12 protein-coding genes and 2 pseudogenes are annotated in these 18,903 nt (G+C 75.0%); 3 read left to right on the forward strand and 11 right to left on the reverse strand.

Annotated elements, in window-relative coordinates; translation table 11 throughout:
* The 9 genes and pseudogenes from IF30_RS42585 to eccD form a co-directional block, all read right to left on the reverse strand.
* Positions 1-2,662, reverse strand: a pseudogene (locus IF30_RS42585) (hypothetical protein); the annotation flags it as partial.
* Positions 2,663-2,759: 97 nt separating this feature from the next.
* Positions 2,760-3,059: a hypothetical protein gene (locus IF30_RS0137355; protein ID WP_030246978.1), complete on the reverse strand. Its 300-nt coding sequence runs from the start codon at positions 3,057-3,059 to the stop codon at positions 2,760-2,762.
* Positions 3,052-3,519, reverse strand: a complete 468-nt coding sequence (locus IF30_RS0137360) for a YbaB/EbfC family nucleoid-associated protein (protein WP_030246981.1) — start codon at positions 3,517-3,519, stop codon at positions 3,052-3,054. The genes IF30_RS0137355 and IF30_RS0137360 overlap by 8 nt, the downstream gene beginning before the upstream one ends.
* Positions 3,520-3,589: 70 nt before the next feature.
* Positions 3,590-5,896, reverse strand: coding sequence for a hypothetical protein (locus IF30_RS50460; protein WP_030246982.1), 2,307 nt, complete (start codon positions 5,894-5,896; stop codon positions 3,590-3,592).
* Positions 5,897-5,936: 40 nt separating this feature from the next.
* On the reverse strand, positions 5,937-6,347 hold the full coding sequence (locus tag IF30_RS0137370) for a hypothetical protein (protein ID WP_030246983.1): 411 nt from the start codon (positions 6,345-6,347) through the stop codon (positions 5,937-5,939).
* Positions 6,347-6,646 (reverse strand): hypothetical protein, encoded by a 300-nt coding sequence (locus IF30_RS0137375; RefSeq protein ID WP_030246984.1) that lies wholly within the window; start codon positions 6,644-6,646, stop codon positions 6,347-6,349. The genes IF30_RS0137370 and IF30_RS0137375 overlap by 1 nt, the downstream gene beginning before the upstream one ends.
* A 56-nt stretch (positions 6,647-6,702) precedes the next feature.
* Positions 6,703-7,047, reverse strand: coding sequence for a hypothetical protein (locus tag IF30_RS0137380; RefSeq protein WP_030246985.1), 345 nt, complete (start codon positions 7,045-7,047; stop codon positions 6,703-6,705).
* Positions 7,048-7,122: 75 nt separating this feature from the next.
* On the reverse strand, positions 7,123-8,568 hold the full coding sequence (gene eccB / locus IF30_RS0137385) for a type VII secretion protein EccB (RefSeq protein WP_030246986.1): 1,446 nt from the start codon (positions 8,566-8,568) through the stop codon (positions 7,123-7,125).
* Positions 8,569-8,713: 145 nt separating this feature from the next.
* Entirely contained in the window at positions 8,714-10,105 is a 1,392-nt protein-coding gene (eccD, locus tag IF30_RS0137390) for a type VII secretion integral membrane protein EccD (protein WP_037902546.1), read from the reverse strand.
* Between the two features lie 216 nt (positions 10,106-10,321).
* On the opposite strand from eccD, the gene eccCa reads away from it, so the two are divergent.
* The 3 genes from eccCa to IF30_RS0137405 all read left to right on the forward strand — a co-directional run bounded on the left by eccCa (position 10,322) and on the right by IF30_RS0137405 (position 17,817).
* A complete protein-coding gene (eccCa, locus tag IF30_RS0137395) occupies positions 10,322-14,365 on the forward strand; it encodes a type VII secretion protein EccCa (RefSeq protein ID WP_234322986.1) in 4,044 nt (1,347 codons plus the stop codon).
* The gene (locus IF30_RS0137400; RefSeq protein WP_030246989.1) at positions 14,362-17,265 is read left to right on the forward strand and encodes a hypothetical protein; all 2,904 of its coding nucleotides are present in this window, start codon (positions 14,362-14,364) and stop codon (positions 17,263-17,265) included. Before eccCa ends, IF30_RS0137400 begins: the two co-directional genes overlap by 4 nt.
* 186 nt (positions 17,266-17,451) lie before the next feature.
* Positions 17,452-17,817, forward strand: coding sequence for a hypothetical protein (locus tag IF30_RS0137405; protein ID WP_030246991.1), 366 nt, complete (start codon positions 17,452-17,454; stop codon positions 17,815-17,817).
* 167 nt (positions 17,818-17,984) lie between these two features.
* Here IF30_RS0137405 and IF30_RS0137410 read toward each other — a convergent pair whose 3' ends face one another.
* Both IF30_RS0137410 and IF30_RS0137420 read right to left on the reverse strand, forming a co-directional pair.
* Positions 17,985-18,413: a bleomycin resistance protein gene (locus IF30_RS0137410; RefSeq protein WP_030246992.1), complete on the reverse strand. Its 429-nt coding sequence runs from the start codon at positions 18,411-18,413 to the stop codon at positions 17,985-17,987.
* 297 nt (positions 18,414-18,710) lie between these two features.
* Positions 18,711-18,903 (reverse strand): annotated as a pseudogene (locus IF30_RS0137420) (hypothetical protein); the annotation flags it as partial.

The raw sequence follows: 18,903 nt of genomic DNA on the forward strand, positions 1-18,903 counted from the left end.
CGTCGGGGCCGTCGGGGGTGTGCGGGCCGGTGGGGCCGCCGGGCTCGGGGTCGCGCGGCGGGGTGGCCGGCGGCACGGGGCCCTGCGGGTCCGGGCGGTTCGCGTCCTGGCCGTTCGGGTCGGGGGTCTTCGGGTCGGTGGTCTTCGGGTCCGGGGTCTTCGGGGTCTTCGGGTCGGGGCCCGGGCCGTCCGGGGCCTTCGGGGCCGGGCCGTTCGGGTCCGGGTGACCGGGCGCAGCAGGCGCGGTGCCGTCGCCGGGGCCGCCGGCGCTGGTGCGGACCGGCGGCGGCGAGGCGGCCGGGCTCCGGTGGGCGGTGTTCTCCTGCGGCTGCGGGCCGGTTTCCGTGCCGGCGGGGTGCCGGCCCGCTCCCCCGGGGCCGCCGTCGGTCGAGGTCGAGGGCTCGTGCAGGGGCGGTTCGTTGTGCGCGTCGACGACCGTGGTGCGGCGCGCCGGGTCGGGCCTGCTCTGCTGCGGCTGGGGTTTGACGGCGCCGTCGCGGCCGTTCGCGTCGGCGGAGGACGTCGCGGTGGTGCCGCGTTCGCCCTGGTTCGCCTGGTTCCCGGGGCCCTGGTTCCCGGCCTTGGTCGCGGCCTTGGGTGTGCCCGCGCCGGTGTTGCCGGACTCGGTGGTCCCGGGCCCGCCGCCCGTCTTCCGGGGCACGGGCGGGGTGACGGGGGCTTCCCGGTCGCCGGGCGCCGTCGTGGACTTCGGCGGCGTGTCGGCGGTCGTCCGCTCGTCGCCACGGGACTGCGTCTCGACGGGCCGGGCGGGGGCCTTCGGGTCCCATCCGCCGTCGACCGAGGAGTTGAAGCTGGTCTTGCCCTTGGGGTCGGCGAGGACGCCGTCGCCGTTCTCCTCCCGGTGGTTCCCGGATCCGAGGAGGGTCGAGCCGGACAGCGAGGCGCCCGACTTGATCGAGGCGCCGTCGCCGCCCGACAGGTGCGTCCCGGCGATCTGGTCGATGTGCCCGAGCCGGGGCACCGGGAAGGGCGCCGAGTGGCCGCCCAGGTTGCTGATCACCGACAGGATGGTCAGCGGGTGGGTCAGGCCGTAGTTCGGGCCGGACCCGTCGGTGATCCGGGAGCTCTCCAGGCCGCGGACGAAGTCCGCGTACCGCAGGGTCAGCGGCGAGGCGAGGCCCATGATCATGTGGCGCATCCCGCCCATCATGAAGCCGCCGAGGAAGCTCATTCCGCTGGCGTGCCACTCGCCGTTGTAGATCGTGTTGTAGATGCCCTCGGTGAGGTACTGGTTGATGCCCGACTCGAACTGGCTGCCCAGGACGTGTCCGAGGTGGAACATCCGGTTCATCTTGTTGACGCTGCCCGCGAGTTCGGGAATCTTGTCGACCAGCAGCTTGAGCTCGGGCGTGAGCGCGACCTTGCCGCCGTCCTTGGCGAGGTTCTCCAAACTCTCCTTGAGCGCTTCCCTGCTGCTCTCCTTCATCACCGTCTTGAGGGAGTGCTCGGCGAACTGCTTGCCGATCTGCTCGCCCATCTCCCGGGCGAGCTTGTGGCCGATCTCCTCGCCGAGTTCCTTGTCGAAGAGGTCGCCGAGCTGGCGGACGAACTTCTCGCCGGTCGCGGCGCCCACCTTGCGTCCGCCCTTGAAGCCCTTGGACAGGTACTGGGCGTTCTCCTTCAGGAGCGTGGTGATGCCTCTGGCGAACCGTTCGGCCGCCTCGTCCCCGAGCAGGTGGCCCAAGCCCCGGCCGGCCTCCTCGCCGGCCCCCTTGCCCGCCCCCTTGAGGGCGCCGGCCGCGGCGCCCTCGCCGAGGTCCTTGCCCGCCCCCTTGAGGGATCCGCTCGCCACGCTCTCGGCCAGTTCCTTGGCCGTCCCCTTGAGGGCGCCGGCCGCGGCGCCCTCGCCGAGGTCCTTGCCGATGCCCTTGAGGGCTCCCCCGGCGAGCCCCTTGATGACGTCGTTGAGGGCGCTCTCCACGAACAGCTTGGCCAGGCGGGGGCCGAGCAGCTTGCCCAGGCCCTCGCCCAGCAGGTTCAGCGGCCCGCCGATCGCCCCGCTGATCGCGCCGAAGATCGCCGCCTGCTTGGTGAGGTCCTTGTCCCACTCGTGCCGGTCGCCGTGGTCGAACTGGATGCCCTGGATGATGGCGTCCATGATCAGGCCGCCGACGACGCCGCCGAAGGTGTGCATGGCGATCAGCTGCGCGAGCTTCTTCAGCAGCTGGATGAGGAACTGCCGGGTCAGGATCTTCTGCCACTCCAGCTGCACCAGGGAGGCGCCGCCGGTGAACACGGACCAGGCGATGGCGAAGGCGATCTCGATGACCAGCTGGACGAGCTGACCGATCGCCATCCACTTGGTGTACTCGACGGTGTTGGCGACCTTGCCGGCCAGCTCGGCCAGCTGGGTGCAGAGGTCGGCGGCGTTGCGCAGGGGGTCGGTGGCCGGGTCGGAGCTGGTGAACCGCCCCCACTCCTTCTGGAAGGCCTTGGCGGCCTCGCCCTCGATCCTCGTGTTGCAGGTCTTCACCGCGTCGAGGATGTACTCGCTCAGCTTCGGCAGGTCCCCGGCCAGTGCGAGGTAGTCGTCCCGGACGTCGCGCAGCAGCCCCTCGTCGCTCTCCGGCCAGGGCATGCCGCTGATGATGTGGAAGAACTGCGCCACGCCCGGGGACACGTGGATGGACGAGTGGGACATGGCGCGGGGGCCTCCGGAGGCGGGGCTGGTGGTACGGGGGTGCGGGGGGCGGCGAGGGCGGACGGCGGGACCGGGGCCGGGCCCTAGCGGAGGCGGTTCACACCAGTTCGCGGCCGTGTTCGTCGGCGGCGTCCAAGAGGTCGGCGGTGCCCTGGCCGTGGGCGGACATCGCCTTCAGCTTGTTGCGGATCTGCGTGGTCAGCGCGTACAGGTCCGAGGTCGGCTTGTCGATCTTCTCGTGGTACTGCTTGCCGATGTCGTCGCCGCCGCCGGCCTTGACGTTCTTCGCGTTGATGTCCTCCATCTCCGTGTTGACCTTCTCGATCAGGGCGGCCACGTCGTCGAAGTTGGCGAACGCCTGCTTGAGGCCCTCCTCCTTGCGCAGCGTCCTAGCCATTGAACTCCTCCTGCTTGCGGGACTTGACGGTCCGGTCGGCGCCGGGGCGCATCGCGGTGAGCGGGGCGAGCAGCGCGTCCAGGTCCAGGGCGCCGCCGACTCCGAACGGGTCCTCGTCGCCGCGTTCGCCGGTGAAGTTCATCCGCAGCGTCTCGCCGACGCCTTCGAAGCCGCGCATCTCGGCGGTGATCCGCTCGCCCATCCGGGCCTTGGCCTCGTTGAGGACGTCCTTCAGCACGGCGCCGAGTTCGGCCGGCGCCATGGACTGGTAGGCGGTGGTGTGGAAGCTCAGCGCGAGCACCTCGCCCTGGGGGCCGACCTTCGCGGTGACCATCCGGTCCTTGCTCCTGGCCTCGGCGGTCATCGCCTGCATCCTGCGCGTCGACTCGGCCAGCCTCTCCTTCTGCTCCTCCAACGAGGCCATGGCCTGGTTGAGTTGGTCCTCGAACGAGTACGACATGCCTTCTCCGTTCCTGGTCCGGGGGCGGCGCCCTGGCGGGGCGCCGCCTCCTGCCGCCGGGCCGCTGCGCTCAGCGGCCGATCACACCGTTGACCGCACCGGTCTCGGTGCCCCACACCTCTTCGTCCTCGGCCAGCCAGGTGGTGCGCTGGCGGTCCTTCTCGCCCTGGCCGGCCCCCATGCCGCCGCCCATGCCGCCGCCCATCGGCGGCATCATCGGCATCCCGCCGCTGGTGGACACCGAGCGGCCCCGCATCGCGGCCGCATCCTCGGCGGCCATCGCGGAGGCCTTCTGCATGGCGGCCTCCTTCGCGGCGGCGGCCTCGGCGGCCGCGGCGGCCGCCGTCTTGCCGCCGGGGGCCAGCCCGCCGCTGTTCTCGATGGCCCGCGGGCTGAGCCCGCCGCCGGAGCCGACCAGCCGGGGCAGGCCGCCGGAGCCCGAGCCCGTGCCGCCCGCGCCCCCGGTGTCTGCGCCGGCGCCGCCGAAGAGGTTGGCGTACGAGGGCAGGGCACCGGCGCCGGAGCCCGCCCCGGAGCCCGACGACCAGTCGGAGCCGGAGCCGTAGTCGCCGAAGGAGGACCCGAGGTCCAGCTTCCAGTCGGAACCGGTGGCCGGCGGGCGGATGCCGCCTCCGCTCCCGGCCCCTGCGCCACCGCTGCCGCCGCTGCCACCGCTGCCGACCATCAGGTCGACCGCGTGTTGGCGGTCGGTGTAGCGCTGGGAGATGTCGGAGACCGGGCGGCCGGTCGAGTCGAGCAGCGTGCCGTCGGCGGCGATGGACCCGTCCTTGGGCAGCACCACCGGGTTGCCGTCGCGGTCCAGCACCTCCTTGCCGTCGGGCCCGACCACCGTCCCGTCGTCGCGGACCTTGGAGCCCTTGGGCACCTTCGCGTTCTGCCCGTAGATGCCGCCGCCGGTACCCGGCGGGACGTCCGAGCCCGGCGGGACGACCACCGGCTTGCCGTCCTTGCCCATCACCTTCTGGCCGTTGGCGTCGTACACCTGGCCGTCCTTGCCGATGTAGCCGCCCGGGGGCAGCAGCACCGGCTTCTTGTCGGCGCCCAGGACGGGCTTGTGGTCCTTGTCGAGGATCGGCGTGCCCTCGCCACCGCCGAGGCCGAGGCCCCCGCCGCCACCGCCGCCGGCCCCGATGACCGGGGGCGGCGGCGGAAGGTGGGTCTTGGAGTCGCCGCCCTTGCCGCCGCCGGCGCCCCCGGCGCCGCCGCCCAGGTCGAACTTGCTGCCGGCGCCGCCACCCCCGCCGCCCGCGCCGCCGCCCAGGTCGAGGTTGCCGGAGCCGCCCTTGCCGTCGCCGCCGGCGCCGCCCTTGCCGTCACCGCCGGTGCCGTCGCCCGTCCCCGGGCCGGGCGGCGCCGCGGTGGGCAGGTCCAGGCTGATGTTGACGTAGCCGCGGCCGAAGTCCGTGACCAGCTGCTTGTAGGCGGTGTTCAGGGCGTCCGTCGGATCGGCCCCGCCTGCCTGCCGCTTGTCGAGGTACTTGACGACGCTGTCCAGCCATTTCTGCTTCGCCTTCTGCTCCAGCTTGGCGTAGAAGGCGTCCTGGGTGGCGTCGCCGAGCGATGCGGAGAGGATGGACGTCACTTGGCCGTTGGCGTCGAACGTCGGCGACTTGCCCGTCATCTCCTCGGCCAGCGCCTGGTAGATGGCGTGGGAGGGCCACAGCTCCCCGGAGTCCCACCACCCCTTGTGGACGGTGTAGAGGCCGGTGACCGTCTTCGGGATCTGGTCGGCTGCCGCCTCCAGGTCCGCCGGGTGCTTCACCGTGTCGAGTTGGAGGCGCATGGACTCCAGCTCCAGCGCGTACCGCTTGAGCAGCATCTTGAACTCGCCGGCCGCGTCGCCCTGCCAGGTGCTGTCCGGGCCGTCGATCAGGTCGACCCACTTCTTCACCCGCGGGTACCAGGTCTCCAGCCACGTGCCCACGTCCCGCAGGCCCTGGGCTGCGTCCCGCAGGCTCCGGGGGTCGACCGTGCCGTTGCCGCCGCCGGACGCCAGCGGGCCGAGGATCCCCTCGTGCTGGTGGATGAACTGGGACAACGGCTTGTCGGTGTCGTTGCCCCAGTCCGTGTAGTTGACCGGGATCCCGATCAGGACGTAGTGGTCGACCTTGTTGAAGGTGTAGTTCCACGCCCACCACACGTCGGGCCTGGCCTCGCCCTCCTTGGCCATGTCCGTGTGCCCGGTGTTGGCGTCCGTGCCGTAGTAGAAGCCGGCGCCCGACGTACCCTTCTGGACCAGGTCCGGCCTGATCCAGGGCTTGCTCCCCGCGGGAAGCTCCGCGACCTTGGTCCTGTCGACGATCTTCTGATCCGCGCCCCCGAAGAACGCGAGCACCTGCTCCCAGGTCCCGGCCATCAGTCCACCCACCTGCCTTGTACGGTCAACTCTTCTGCGGTCAGCTGGTCTTGGGAGGAGGAGCGGCGGTCGACACCTTGGTGAGGACCTCCATCATCTCGGCGGCCGTCATGGCCTCCTCGTGGGCCTCGTCCATGATCGTCAGCGTCAGCTGGATCTTCACCTGGGCCTGGCGCATCTGGGACTTGAGGGTGCCGAGGTCGGTGGCCAGGCCGGTGGCCAGGTTCTTGAAGTCGAGGACGATCGAGTCGGCGAAGAACAGCTTGTTGCCCACCAGCAGCGAGTTGCCCCCGCCGTCCAGCATCCCGGCGTAGCGCTGCATCACGTTGTAGCCGGGGTTCTGGTTCAGGTCGTCCAGCAGGCCGCCGATCTCCGTGTTCGCGAAGTACTGGAGGTCGTCCTTGTTGACGCTGAGGGTGTGCTCGTAGTTCGGGGGCGGCGGCGTCGCCATCAGCCGACGCCCGCGGCGGCGTTCGCGTCGGCGTCGCGCAGCAGGCCGTGCATGGTGCGCAGGGTGTTGGCCGCGGCGGTGATGTCGTTGGTCATCTCCGACTCCTGAAGGTCGAGCATCTTGCGGAAGTCGCTGGCGGCGGTGGCGAGCTGGCCCTGGAGCTGGTTCTCGGCGCTCTGGAGCGCGGCCCTGAGGTTCTCCATGGCGTCGTGCATGCTGCTGCCGGACGCGGTCAGGGCGTCGGCCGCCTCGTCGATGTTGGCGTGGTTGAGCAAGAGGTGTTCGAGGTTCCCGGCCATCGTCTGCCCTTCGGTCGGTGGTGCGGTCGGTTGTGGGGTCGGTTGTGCGGTCGGTGTTACTTGGGGTTCAGGCCGTTGCTGACGTCCAGGCTGAGGCTGGACGGGCTCGTGCCGTGGACCATGTCCAGGGCCTCGTTGTGGGCGGTGCTGATGATCTGGTGCCCGGCGGCGAAGCTCTGCTGGAAGGTGTCGTAGGAGGTCCGCAGCTGCCGGTAGCGCGTCGTCCAGTCGTTGATCTTCTGCTGGTAGGCGGTGCTGCAGGCGGCCTGGAAGTGGTCGTGGACCTCGGTGTTGATGTCCTCGATGTTCGTGCAGGCCCTGAGCATCGTGTCGATGTGGCCTTGCAGGGTCGCCAGGGTCTGGCGGACGACCGCGTCCTCTGTCTGCAGGGTGTTCACCATCGGGGGCTCCTCTCCGTCGGCCCGGCGCGGATGCCGGGTTCATTTCAGGTCAACGGCGCCGTGTCGGCGGCCGGTTCACCGCGGGCAGGCCGGTGCGGCCGGGTTCGGCGCGGGAGTGGCGGGGGCGCCGGTGAGGGCGGCCGGGTCGAGGCTGGGGCCGGTGGGCAGCAGGGTGAGCAGGGCCGCGGGCAGGCCGGCCGGGGCGGCCCCGCCGTAGCCGAGCTGTTTGGCGACGGCGGGTGAGGCGAGCGGGTACTTCACGCCGGTGTCGGTGACGAGGTAGAGGGTGGTGCCGGTGCCGGCGGTGGACAGGGCGCGCACGAGGGCGCCGCCGCCGGGGCGCACCGTGACGGTGTCGGCGCCGGCGCAGGGCGCCTCGACGCCGGGTTGGGCGGTGGGGGCGGGGCCCTGGACGGCGGTGTCGTCGAGGAGGGTGACGGAGGTGGTCGGGGCGGGGTCGCCGGGGCTCAGTTCGGCGCACACGTCGCGGCCCTGGGGGGCGGTCAGGAGTTCGGGCGGGGCGGTGGGCAGGCCGGTGGCGGCGGGTGCGGGGGGTGCGCTGTGGGCGGCGAGGTCGGCGGCGTTCACGGCGGCGGGGGTGGCGGCGTCGCCCTGGTAGGCGCTCTGCTGGGTGCGGGGGTCGTAGCGCAGCAGTTCGAAGGCCAGGGGGGTGAGGGGGGTGAGGCCGGCGCGGGTGAGCAGGTAGGGCTCGCCGGCGGGGCCGGTGAAGAGTTGTCCGATGCGGGTGGGGCGGGTGGCGAGGTCGGGGCCGGGGGTGCCGCGTTGGTCGATGTCGGGGGCGGCGAGGTCGGGGCCGGCGGGCAGGGCGTTGAGGAAGGCCTGGGTGACGGGCTGGGCGGTGGCGGCGGCCTGGCCGAGGGCCTGGCGGGCGCCGTTCTGGGTGTCCAGGCGCAGGCGGCGGCCGTGCCAGAGGAGGTGGGTGGTGCCGTCGGGGGCGGTGACGAGGAGGCCTTGGCGGTCGGTGAGGGCGGTGCCGTGGGCGGCGGGGTCGACGGCGAGGGCGAGTTGGGGTTGGCGGGTGCCGGAGGGGCCGGGGCGCAGGGTGGCGCAGGCGAGCCAGGGGGCGGTGGTGAGGCGTTCGGGTGCGGGCAGGCCGTCGGGGGCGCCGAGGATGCCGAGGGGGGCGCCGCGGGGGGTGTCGGCGAGGGAGCGCAGGCTGACCTGGTCGACGGTGAGCTGGTCGCCGGTGAGGAGGCGGGCGGTGGTCTCGTTGAGGAGGGGGTGGAGGGTGCCGTCGAGGTAGAGGTAGCGGGCGCCGCTGTCCTTGACGAGGACGAGGGTGCCGGGTTTCTTCCAGCCGGTGGCGCCGCCGGGGACGAGGACGCCGTAGACGGCGGCGATCAGGCAGGCGAGGGCGGCGATGAGGATGCCGGTGACGGTGCCGCGGGAGGTGCGCCCGGTGGGGGTGTCGGGGGCGTCGGGTTCGCCGCGGAGCATGCCGGTGGCGAGGCGGCCCATCACGAACAGGTGGGCCTGCACCTGGTCGCGTTTCGACTGCATGGCGTGGTTCTCCTCGGTGGCGGGGCGTCGGGCGCGCTCGCGCGCGGGGCGGGGCGTCGGGGTTCCTCTGCGGGCGCGGGTGCGCGGGTGCGGTGGTGCGCGGGTGTCGGCGCGCGGGGGCGCGGTGGCGGTGCGGGGGCGGCCGTCAGCCGGCGATGGCGCGCAGCGCGTGGTAGGCGCCGGCGGCGGCGAGGGCGAGCGGGAGCACGGTGACGGCCGCGAGGGTGTGCAGCAGGTCGGCGGCGCGGCCCCAGTAGGGCAGGAGGCGCCGGCCGGGGATCGTCCAGGAGGCGGTGGCCAGGACGGCGGCGGTGGCGAGCAGGGCGGCGAGCAGGCCCAGGCGTGCGGCCGGGGTCTGGCCGAGGGCGAGGTGGGCGGTGAGCAGGGCGGGGCCCAGGGCGCCGGGGACGAGGACGGCCAGGCGCTGGGGGATGCTGCCGATGCCGCGGGCGTGCAGCAGCAGCAGCAGGGACAGGGCGCAGGTCAGGGCGGTGGGGGCCCAGCCGTCCTGGGCGGCCAGGGTGGCCAGGCACAGGGCGAGGACGGGGGCGAGGGCGAGGTGGAAGGCCGTCAGGAAGCCGTCGGCGACGATGCTGCGGGAGCGGACGGCGGCGGCGGGGACGGCTTCGATGCCTTCCTGGAGTTCGTCGGCGTTGCGGGGCAGGGCGGGCAGGCGCAGTCCGGACAGGCGGAAGCACAGGCCGGGCAGGAAGGCGGCGGTGGCGACGGGGGCGACGGCGAGGGCGGCGGCGGTGGCGGGTGTGCCCAGTCCGGCGAGCAGGAGGGCGCCGGCGGCGGTGACGTGCAGGGCGAGCAGGACCAGGCCGAGGAAGAGGGGCGCGGAGCAGCCGACGGCGGCCATGGCGAGGACGGCGGCTCCGGCGCCGGCGCAGCCGCCGGCGAGCAGGCGTGCTCCGGTGGCGGAGGGTCCGGTGCCGGTGGTGAGCAGGGCGGCGGCCAGGGCGAGGTAGGGCACGGCGGTGGCGCCGAGGGCGGTGCCGGCGCCGGCGTCGCCGACGGCGCGGGAGGCGCTGAGGGCGCCGAGCAGCAGGAGCAGGGCGGTGACGGCGGCGGCTGCGGCGCGGGCGGGGGCGGGTCCGGGCAGGAGCAGGAGGGCGGCGCCGCCGGCCAGGGCGGTGACGGCCAGGGTGAGGGCGCTGTGGTGGGTGAGGGCGGGGCGCCAGGTGTCGGGGCGTTCGCGCATACCGGTGGCGAGGCCGTCGGCGAGGTCGTCGTAGTGGACCTCGGGGAGGGCTTCGCGGCGTGGGCGCAGGTGGAGTTCGTCGCCGTCGTGCAGGTCGAGGGCGTCGGCGCCGAGTTCCTCGTCCAGGGGCGGGTGGCCGAGGCGTTGGAGGATCCAGCCGTCGTGTTCGACGCCCTGTTCGTCGAGGTCGGTGCCGGCGTGGGCGAGGACGGCCGGCAGCAGGTCGGCCAGGGGGATGTCGGCGGGCACGGCGAGTTCGAACACCGCCTCGGGTGTGCGGAACCTCAGTCGGCACAGTCCGGCGACGGCGGCCCCGTTGGCACTCCCGTTCACGCTTCTCCTCACGTTCGTACGACCCGGTGGGCCGTCCCGCGTGTGTGGGTGCCCCGCTTTCAGGCACGGGCGGCGGGGGGTGGCGGGTTCACCGCGGTGCGGGCGGGTCCGGGCCGGTGGTGAACCCGGGGCGGGGCGCCGTCCGTGGTCCTGGGCGGACGGCGCCCCGGACGGCGGGGCCTGTGCTGCCGTCCTTCCGGCGCGAGGAGCCCTTCGTTGAGTGTGGTGCTGGTCGACCGTCCGCCGCGCCGTCCCGGCCCGGCGATGCCCGACGGCGAGATCCAGTTGCAGGAGCCGCCTGTGCTGCCGGAGTCGCAGAGCGGCATGTCGAGCGTGATCTCGATGGCGCCGATGGCGTTGAGTTCGCTGTCGATGGTGTTCGTGTTCCTGCGCCCGGGTGAGGGCGGCGGGGTCCTGGGCTACGTGGCGATGGGCATGATGGGCCTGTCGGCGGTGGGCATGCTGGTGACGCAGCTGATCCGCGGCTCCAGTGACCGCAAGCGGGAGTTGCGGGCGGAGCGGCGCGACTACCTGCGCTACCTGTCGCAGATCCGCCGTCAGGTGCGCGGGCACATCGTGCGTCAGCAGGAGGCGCTGGCCTGGCGTCATCCGGCGCCGGGGGCGGTGGCGTCGCTGGTGCGCACCTCGCGGCTGTGGGAGCGGCGCAGTGCGCATCCGGACTTCGGCGACGTGCGGATCGGGGTGGGGCACCAGCGGCTGGCGGTGCGGCTGGCGCCGTTGTCGACCAAGCCGGTGGAGGACCTGGAGCCGTTGTGCGCGCACGCGCTGCGCCGGTTCATCCACGCCTACGGCACGGTGGCGGACCAGCCGATCGCGGTGTACGTGCGCGGGTACGCCCAGGTGCTGCTGCGCGGTGACGACCGGGAGGCGGCGCGGGCGCTGGTGCGGGCGATGCTGGCGCAGCTGGCGCTGTTCCACGCCCCGGACGAGCTGCGGATCGCGGTGGTGGCGGACGCGGAGCACCGGCAGCGGTGGGAGTGGGCGAAGTGGCTGCCGCACGCGCTGCACCCGGTGGACAGTGACGCGCTGGGGCCGGTGCGGCTGGTGGCGGGGTCGCTGGTGGAGTTGGAGCAGGTGCTGGGGGCGGAGTTCGCGGGGCGCGGGCCGTGGGAGCCGGAGGCGCAGCCGGGCCGGGACGAGCCGTTCACGGTGATCGTGCTGGACGGGGTGGCGGCGGCGCCGGGCGGCCGGGCGGCGTTGGCGGGTTGGCGCAACGCGGTGCTGCTGGACCTGGGTGAGGCGTTGGAGTGGAAGCCGTTGCGGCACCGGTTGCGGCTGCGGATCGAGGAGGGGCGGCTGGCGATGGTGGGGGCCGACCGCAACCACCAGGACGAGGTGACCGATCTGGGCCGGCCGGACGCGCTGTCGCTGCCGGCCGCGCGTCGCCTGGCCGCGCTGATGGCGCCGTACCGGATCGGGGACCAGGTGGAGGCCGGGGAGCCGTTGGCGGGCGACTTCGACCTGGCGTCGCTGCTGGGCATCCGGGATCTGCACCGGCACGACGTGGCGGACAGCTGGGCGCGGCGCGGGATCGCCGACCGGCTGCGGGTGCCGCTGGGCATCGCCGGTGACGGCACGCCGGTGGAGCTGGACATCAAGGAGTCGGCGCAGGGCGGCATGGGCCCGCACGGGATGCTGATCGGCGCGACCGGGTCGGGCAAGTCGGAGCTGCTGCGCACGCTGGTGCTGGCGTTGGCGATGACGCACTCCTCCGAGGTGCTGAACTTCGTCCTGGTGGACTTCAAGGGCGGTGCGACGTTCCTGGGCCTGGACCGGCTGCCGCACACCTCGGCGGTGATCACCAACCTGGCCGACGAGGCCGCGCTGGTGGACCGGATGCGCGACGCGCTGCACGGTGAGCTGGTGCGCCGCCAGGAGCTGCTGCGCTCGGCGGGCAACTACAGCTCGCTGCTGGACTACGAGACGGCCCGGGCGGGCGGCACGCCGCTGGAGCCGCTGCCGACGCTGTTCGTGGTGGTCGACGAGTTCAGCGAACTGCTGGCCGCGCACCGCGACTTCATGGACCTGTTCATCATGATCGGCCGGCTGGGCCGGTCGCTGGGTGTGCACCTGCTGCTGGCCTCGCAGCGCCTGGACGAGGGCCGGATGCACGCCCTGGAGTCGCACCTGTCGTACCGGATCGGCCTGCGGACGTTCTCGGCGATGGAGAGCCGGGGCGTGCTGGGGGTGCCCGACGCGTACCAGCTGCCCTCGCAGCCCGGCAACGGGTTCCTGCGCAGCGACATCGCCACGCTGACGAGGTTCAAGGCCGCGTACGTCTCCGGCCCCTACCGGGCGCCGCGGCCCGCCGCCGCGCGCCAGCAGGCCGCGGCCGGGCAGGTCGCCCCGTACGGGACGGGGTACGTGGCGCCGCGTCAGGTCGTCGCGGTGCCCGAGGAGCCGGAGGCGGAGGCCGCCGAGGAGAGCCGCAGCCTGCTCGCGCTGGCCGCCGACAGGCTCGTCGACGCGGGGCCGCCCGCCCACCAGGTGTGGCTGCCGCCGCTGGGCGTGCCGCCGACGCTGGACCAGTTGCTGCCGCCGCTGGCGGCGCACCCCGCGTACGGGCTGACCACCGAGACCGACGCGGGCCGGGGCACCCTGCAGGTGCCGGTCGGGGTGATCGACCGACCGTTCCACCAGGTGCGCGACCTGCTCACCGCCGACCTGTCCGGCGCGGGCGGCCACGTCGGCATCGCGGGCGGGCCGCAGAGCGGCAAGTCGACGCTGCTGCGCACCCTGGTGACCGCTCTGGCGCTCACCCACACCCCGCGCGAAGTGCAGTTCTACTGCCTGGACTTCGGCGGCGGCACGCTGTCCTCGCTGCGCGGCCTGCCGCACGTGGGCGCGGTCACCGGGCGGCACGACCCGGAGCGGGTGGTGCGCACGGTCGCGGAGGTCAACGCGATCCTGGCCCGGCGCGAGCTGCGCTTCGCCGAGCTGGGCATCGACTCGGTGGCGGCGTTCCGGCGGGCGCTGGCGGCGGGCGAGCTGCCCGATGAGCCGCACGGGGACGTGTTCCTGGTGGTCGACGGCTGGAACACCGTGCGCCAGGAGTTCGCGGACCTCGCGCCCGCGCTGACGCTGATCGCCCAGCGCGGCCTCAACTACGGCATCCACCTGGTCGTGGGCACCACCCGCTGGGGCGAGGTCACCGGTGCGCTGCGCGACCTGCTGGGCACCCGCTTCGAGCTGCGGCTGGGCGACCCGGTCGACTCCGCGATCGGCATGCGGATCGCGGCGACCGTGCCGAAGGTCCCCGGCCGCGGCCTGACCGGCGAGCAGCTGCACTTCCTGACCGCGCTGCCCCGCCTGGACGGCAACGGCAGCACCGAGGACCTCGGCGAGGGCGTCGCCGACCTGGTCGACGCCGTCGCCGAGCACTGGACGGGCCCGCGCGCCCCCGAGGTCCGGATGCTGCCGCTGCACCTGCCCGCCGCCACGCTGCCCGCCCCCGAAGGGCGGCTGCGCGTCCCGCTGGGGCTCCAGGACGTCTCGATGGCCCCGCTGTGGCACGACTTCGAGGACTCCGCGCACCTGGTGGTGGTCGGCGACAGTGAGTCGGGCAAGACCAACCTGCTCAAGCTCGTCGCCGCGGGCATCACCGGCGCCTACCGGCCCGACCAGGCCCGCATCATGCTGGTCGACTACCGCCGGGTGCTGCAGGGCGCGGTGCCCGAGGAGTACCGGCTGGGGCACGCGGTCGCCGTGGACGTGCTGCGCCAGATCGTCGACGGCGCGGCACGGGCGATGGCCAACCGGCTGCCCGGCGCGGACATCGCGCCGGAGCGGCTGCGGCTGCGGGACTGGTGGGAGGGCCCCGAACTGTTCATCCTGGTCGACGACTACGAGCTGGTCGCCGGCTCCGGCGGCGGGATGGCCGCCCACCCGTTCGCGCCGCTGCTGGACTACCTGGCGCAGGGCGCCGAACTGGGCCTGCACCTGATCGTGGCCCGCAGCGCCAACGGCATCGGGCGGGCCTCCTCGGACCAGCTGCTGCGCAAGCTGGAGGAGGTCAACACCCCGGCGCTGCTGCTGTCCTGCCCGCCCAGCGAGGGCTTCCTGTTCGGCAACACCAAGCCCCGCACCCTCCCGCCCGGGCGGGCCCTGCACATCACCCGGCGCCGCACGGTGCAGGTGCAGACCGCGCTCGTCGACGACGGCGACGGTGGCGGCACCGGCGGCAGTGGCGGCACCGGCGGCAGCGGCGGCGGCAGCGGCGAGGGGAGGACGGGGCGATGAGCGCCGAAGCCGTACCGGCACGACGCTGGCTGACCCGCCACCGCGCCACCCCCCAGGCCGACCCGGCGCCCGACCCCGCGCCCGCGACGCTGCACGAAGTCGGACCGCACTTCGTCATCGCCCCCGGCGCCCCGGGCCCGGCGGCGCTGCCCACCGAACTCGCCGACGCCCTGGCCGCGCTGCCCGCCGTCATCGGCACCGTCACCGTGCTGGCCGCCGCCGCCGACGCGCAGCCCGTCCTGCTCGGACGGCTGGACGAACTGGCCCGCACCGCCGCCGCCCGCAACGCCGCCACCCTCGTCCTGGCCGCCTCCAACCTCGCCACCGACCCCGGCGGCGGACGCCGCCCCGCCCAGCAGCTCGCCGAACTCGCCGCCACCAGCATCGTGGCACCCGACGGACTCGTCACCCTGCGCCCCGACGGAACCCTGCTCACCACCGGCAGCGACGACGACGGCTCGTCCTCCTGGTGGCTGTGCACCCCGACCGGCCGCACCCGCCGCCTCGGGCCCCTGTGGCCGCTGCCCGCGACGGCGGCTGCGACGGGCGCTCCGGGCACGGAGACGGGCACGGAGACGGGCACGGCGACGGCGACGGGCCGGTTGGCGCCGGACCCTGAGGTCGCGGAAGCACCCGCACAGGCGACGCAGGTTCCGGCGGCGACGCAGGTTCCGGCAGCGCCTGCCGCCTGGGCGGCCCCCGCCGCCCCGGTGCCCGCCGCCCCGGTGCCCGCCGTCGCGGTGGCCGCCGCCCCGGCGCCCGTCTTCCCCGCACCCACCGTCCCGTTGGCCACCACCCTCCCGGCACCCGCCGCCCCGGTGCCCGGTCCCGCGGCGCCCGCCGGCGCCGCCGGGCCCGACCCGTCCCCGGGCGGCGACCCGCTCGACGGCGACCCCCTGGTGACCGTGCTGCCGGGCGGCTACTGGCTGCCCGGCGAGGACGCCCCCGGCAGGCCGCCCGCGGCGCTGACCGGGGCCGCCGCGGCGCCGGGCACGCTGGTCGTGGTCGTCGGCCGCCCCGGCGCCCCCCTGCCCCCGGCCGCCGACGTCGCCGCCCGGCTGCGCCACTCGAGCCCCGGCCCCGCCGGCCTGCTGGTCAGCGCGCCGTGGGCCGCCACCACGGCACTCGTCACGCTGGCCGGCGCCCTGGCGGCCGAACTGGGCCGGGACGTCCGCGCCGCCGTCGGCCTGCCGATGCGCACCGCGGACGGCTTCTCCTCCCGCGTCCTGGCCGACGACGGCACCGCGGCCTGGGAGCCGTGGCTGACCGAACTGACCGCCTCCCCCGGCCTGGGCCGCGTCGTCGCCTCCGCCTGGCGCCCCCTGCCCGACGGCACCGCGCCCTGCGGCCCGGCGCTCTACCGCGCCCCGCTGGCGGGCTGGCGCCTGGAGGCGGTCCCCGCCGGGCTGTGGCTGCGCCCCGAGGACCCGCCGCAGGACGTCGGCCCCCGGCTGCTCGACCCGGACCCGGCCCACCCGCTGCTCATCGCGGGCTTCTCCGACCGCACGGTCCCGGCGGAGGTGCGCGCCGTCCTGGACGGCCTGCTGTCCGCACTGACCGCCCCGGGCGCGACCCCGCACCTGCTCGTCCCCTCCGACCCGGTCCGGGAGACGGCCCGCCCGGCCGCCCACCGCCCGCTTCCCCCCGGCCCGGCGGCCGGCCCCGCCGACTCCCCGGCCCCGCACGCCCCGACGGCCGCCCCGCCCACCGGCCGCGTCGCCCCACTGCCCGAGCCGGCGACCCCGACCGCCGCCCAGGGGCTCGGCACCACCTCCTCCTCCGGGCCCCAGCCCGTCGACCTCCCGGGCCTCCACGCCCCGGCGCCGACGCCCGCCGGCCGTGTCACCCCGCTGCCCGAGGACGACGACCCCGCCGACCCCGCCGACCCCGCCGACCCCGATACCGCCGACTCCCCCACCGCGCAGGACCCGCAGGGCACGACCGCCGTCCCCGACCCCACCTCGGACCCCGGTCCGGACCCCGCCCCCGACCCCACCCCGGTATCCGGCCCGGACTGCGGTCCCGCCTCCGTCCCGGAGCCTGCGGCGCAGGCCGCCCCCGACGACCCGGCCGAGGCGCCCCCGTCCGAGCCCGCGCCCTCGTCCGAGCCCGCGCCCCCGTCGCGGTTGATCCCCCCTGACGGCGCCCTGGTCGCCGGGCGGCCGTCCACCGCCGCGGAGCGGGCCGCGTTCCGGGCGCTGCTCGGTTCGCACTTCCACCGCTACGCCAGCCGGGCCGAGCAGGTCGCCCTGCGGCTGCCGGCACTGCGCTCGCAGGCCCTGGACGACCTGAAGGACGATCTCGCGGCGGTCTACCTGCACCATGCCGACACCGGGATCCCGGTGCACCGCGCCGAGTTGGTCGAGGCCGCCCGCCGGCCCGGCCCGGGCCCGCTGGAGCCGTACCTGGCCTGTCTGGGGTCCGGGCTGCGCCGCCTGCCCAACCACCGGGGCGCCGTGCTGCTGGGCGCCGACGCCGGTGCGGAGGTACTGCGCCACTACGTGCCGGGCGTGGTGCTGACGGAGCCCGCCCCGGTGGTGGGGACGTCGGAGGCCGACCTCGCGCCGGACGTGTCGGTGGAGTTCCTGGTCTGGTCGGCCACCGGCCGCCGCACGTCGGTGATCGCGGAGGACGGGGATCCGGAGGTGGTCTTCCCGCCCGGCTCGTGGTTCTGCGTGCTGGACGTCCTGCCCGGCGGCGAGGACCGCCCGACCCGCGTGCTGCTCCGCGAGGCGGGCCTCTCGTCCGCCGGGGACGAGAGCGCGCACGAGCGGGACGAGCAGGCCCGGGTGCGGCTGCTCGCCTGGCAGGCCCGCCGCGACCTGCTGCCCGCCGAGCTCAGGCGTGCGCCGGCCCGCCCGGAGCGGCTGCGCCTCACCCCGGGGGTGGCCGCCGGGTGAGGCCGCCGGGTGAGACCCCGGCCGGCTCGGGCCCGGGCGGGACGGGGCGGCAGGTGAGGCGGCTCGCGGCAAGCAGGCGCGCCCCTGTCAGATGTCAGGGACCGCCGCGGCGGCCGCGTTCCTAGGCTGACGAGCACCGGTCCGGCCGATCGCCGGGCTTCGCACCAGCCAAGGGAGTGCCACCCCATGCGCAGGATCACCCACGCCATCGCCGCCCTCGGTCTCGCCACCGCCGCCCTGACCGCGATGGGCACCGGCAGTGCCGGTGCCGCGGACGGTTCCTGGGCGGGCTGCCCATACGGCGCGGTCTGCATCTACCCGCAGAACCAGAACCCGGCGTCCTCCCCCAGCAACGTCTACTGGAGCTACGGCGCCCACAACCTGAGCAACCAGTACGGCAACCACTGGGTCCTGAACAACCAGTCCGGCGGGGCCCACGCGCACCTGTGCCGCGGTTCGGGCGGCGCCGACTGCGTCTACGACATCGCCGCCCAGAACGGCGTCTACTACGACCTGGGCCCGATCAACTCGATCACTCTCGACCGCCCCTGACGGTCCGCCCTGACGGCCCGCCACCGGCCGTCACCGACCGCCACGGCCATGCCGGGGGGGTACCCGCCGCACGGGGGTCGCGGCGGGCACCCCCCTTTTCCCGTGCACCCACACCCCTTCGTCGCGCCGGGCACCCCCGGCTTCCCGGCGGAAAGGTCCGCCCCGGCCTACCGTGGCGCGCTCGGGCTGCCGATCCGCAGCAGGTTCCCGCTGCGGTCGACGAGCGCGAACTCCCGCATCCGGTAGGCGGTGGCGGTCACCGGCATCAGCCGGCTGCCGGTGGCCGCGTCGGCGGCCACCGGAAGGCGCTCCCACGCGCGGTGCAGCGCGTCCGCGTCCCGCACCCGCAGGTAGCAGCTGCCGGCCGTGGCCAGCGGATCCACCCCGGGCTCGTGGCGGAAGTGCAGTTCGACCGTGCCCCGGACGAGGATCAGATAGCCGCCCCGCCCGTCGCCCCCGCCCTGCCGCCCGTCGTCCCCGTCCCGCTGCCCGCTCGCGTCCCAGCGCCCGCGCGGCTCGAAGCCCAGGCGGGAGTAGAACTCCACGGTCTCGTCCAGGTCCCGACTCGGCAGGACCGGCACCGCATACTCGTCCATCCCGCCACCCTAGAACCCGCCACCGACACTCGGGCCGAACGCCGTGCGCAGCCCGCCCGCCCGGGCCCGCCGGGAGGACACCACCGGCCGCCCCCGCCCGCGAGCTGACGACGGGTCACGAGTCCGGGTCGGACCAGCGGGCGGTGACGTTCTGCGCGCTGGAGGTGCGGTCGAGCAGGACGACGGCGCGCTTGCCGCCGCCGGAGAGCACCTTGCCGTACGCCGGCGGTCCCGCCCAGTCGCGGAGCCCGGATCATCCACGGCGGCGGGCCGGATTCCCGCGGGCGGTGGGGGCGTTCAGGTGTCGGCGGCCTTGCGGGCGCGGTCGCGGCAGGTGGTGAGGGCGTAGGTGATGCGGGTGTCGGGGTGGGGTGCGGTGGTGAGGAGTTCTCCGGCGGCGACGAGGGCGGTCCAGTAGCGGGTGGGGTTGCCGGTGCGGGGCATGGGGTGGGCGGCGGTGAGGGAGAGGTAGGCGGCGGTGAGGTTGCCG

Origin of the sequence: Streptomyces sp. NRRL S-350, from assembly GCF_000719705.1 — a bacterium.
Lineage (GTDB): Bacteria > Actinomycetota > Actinomycetes > Streptomycetales > Streptomycetaceae > Kitasatospora.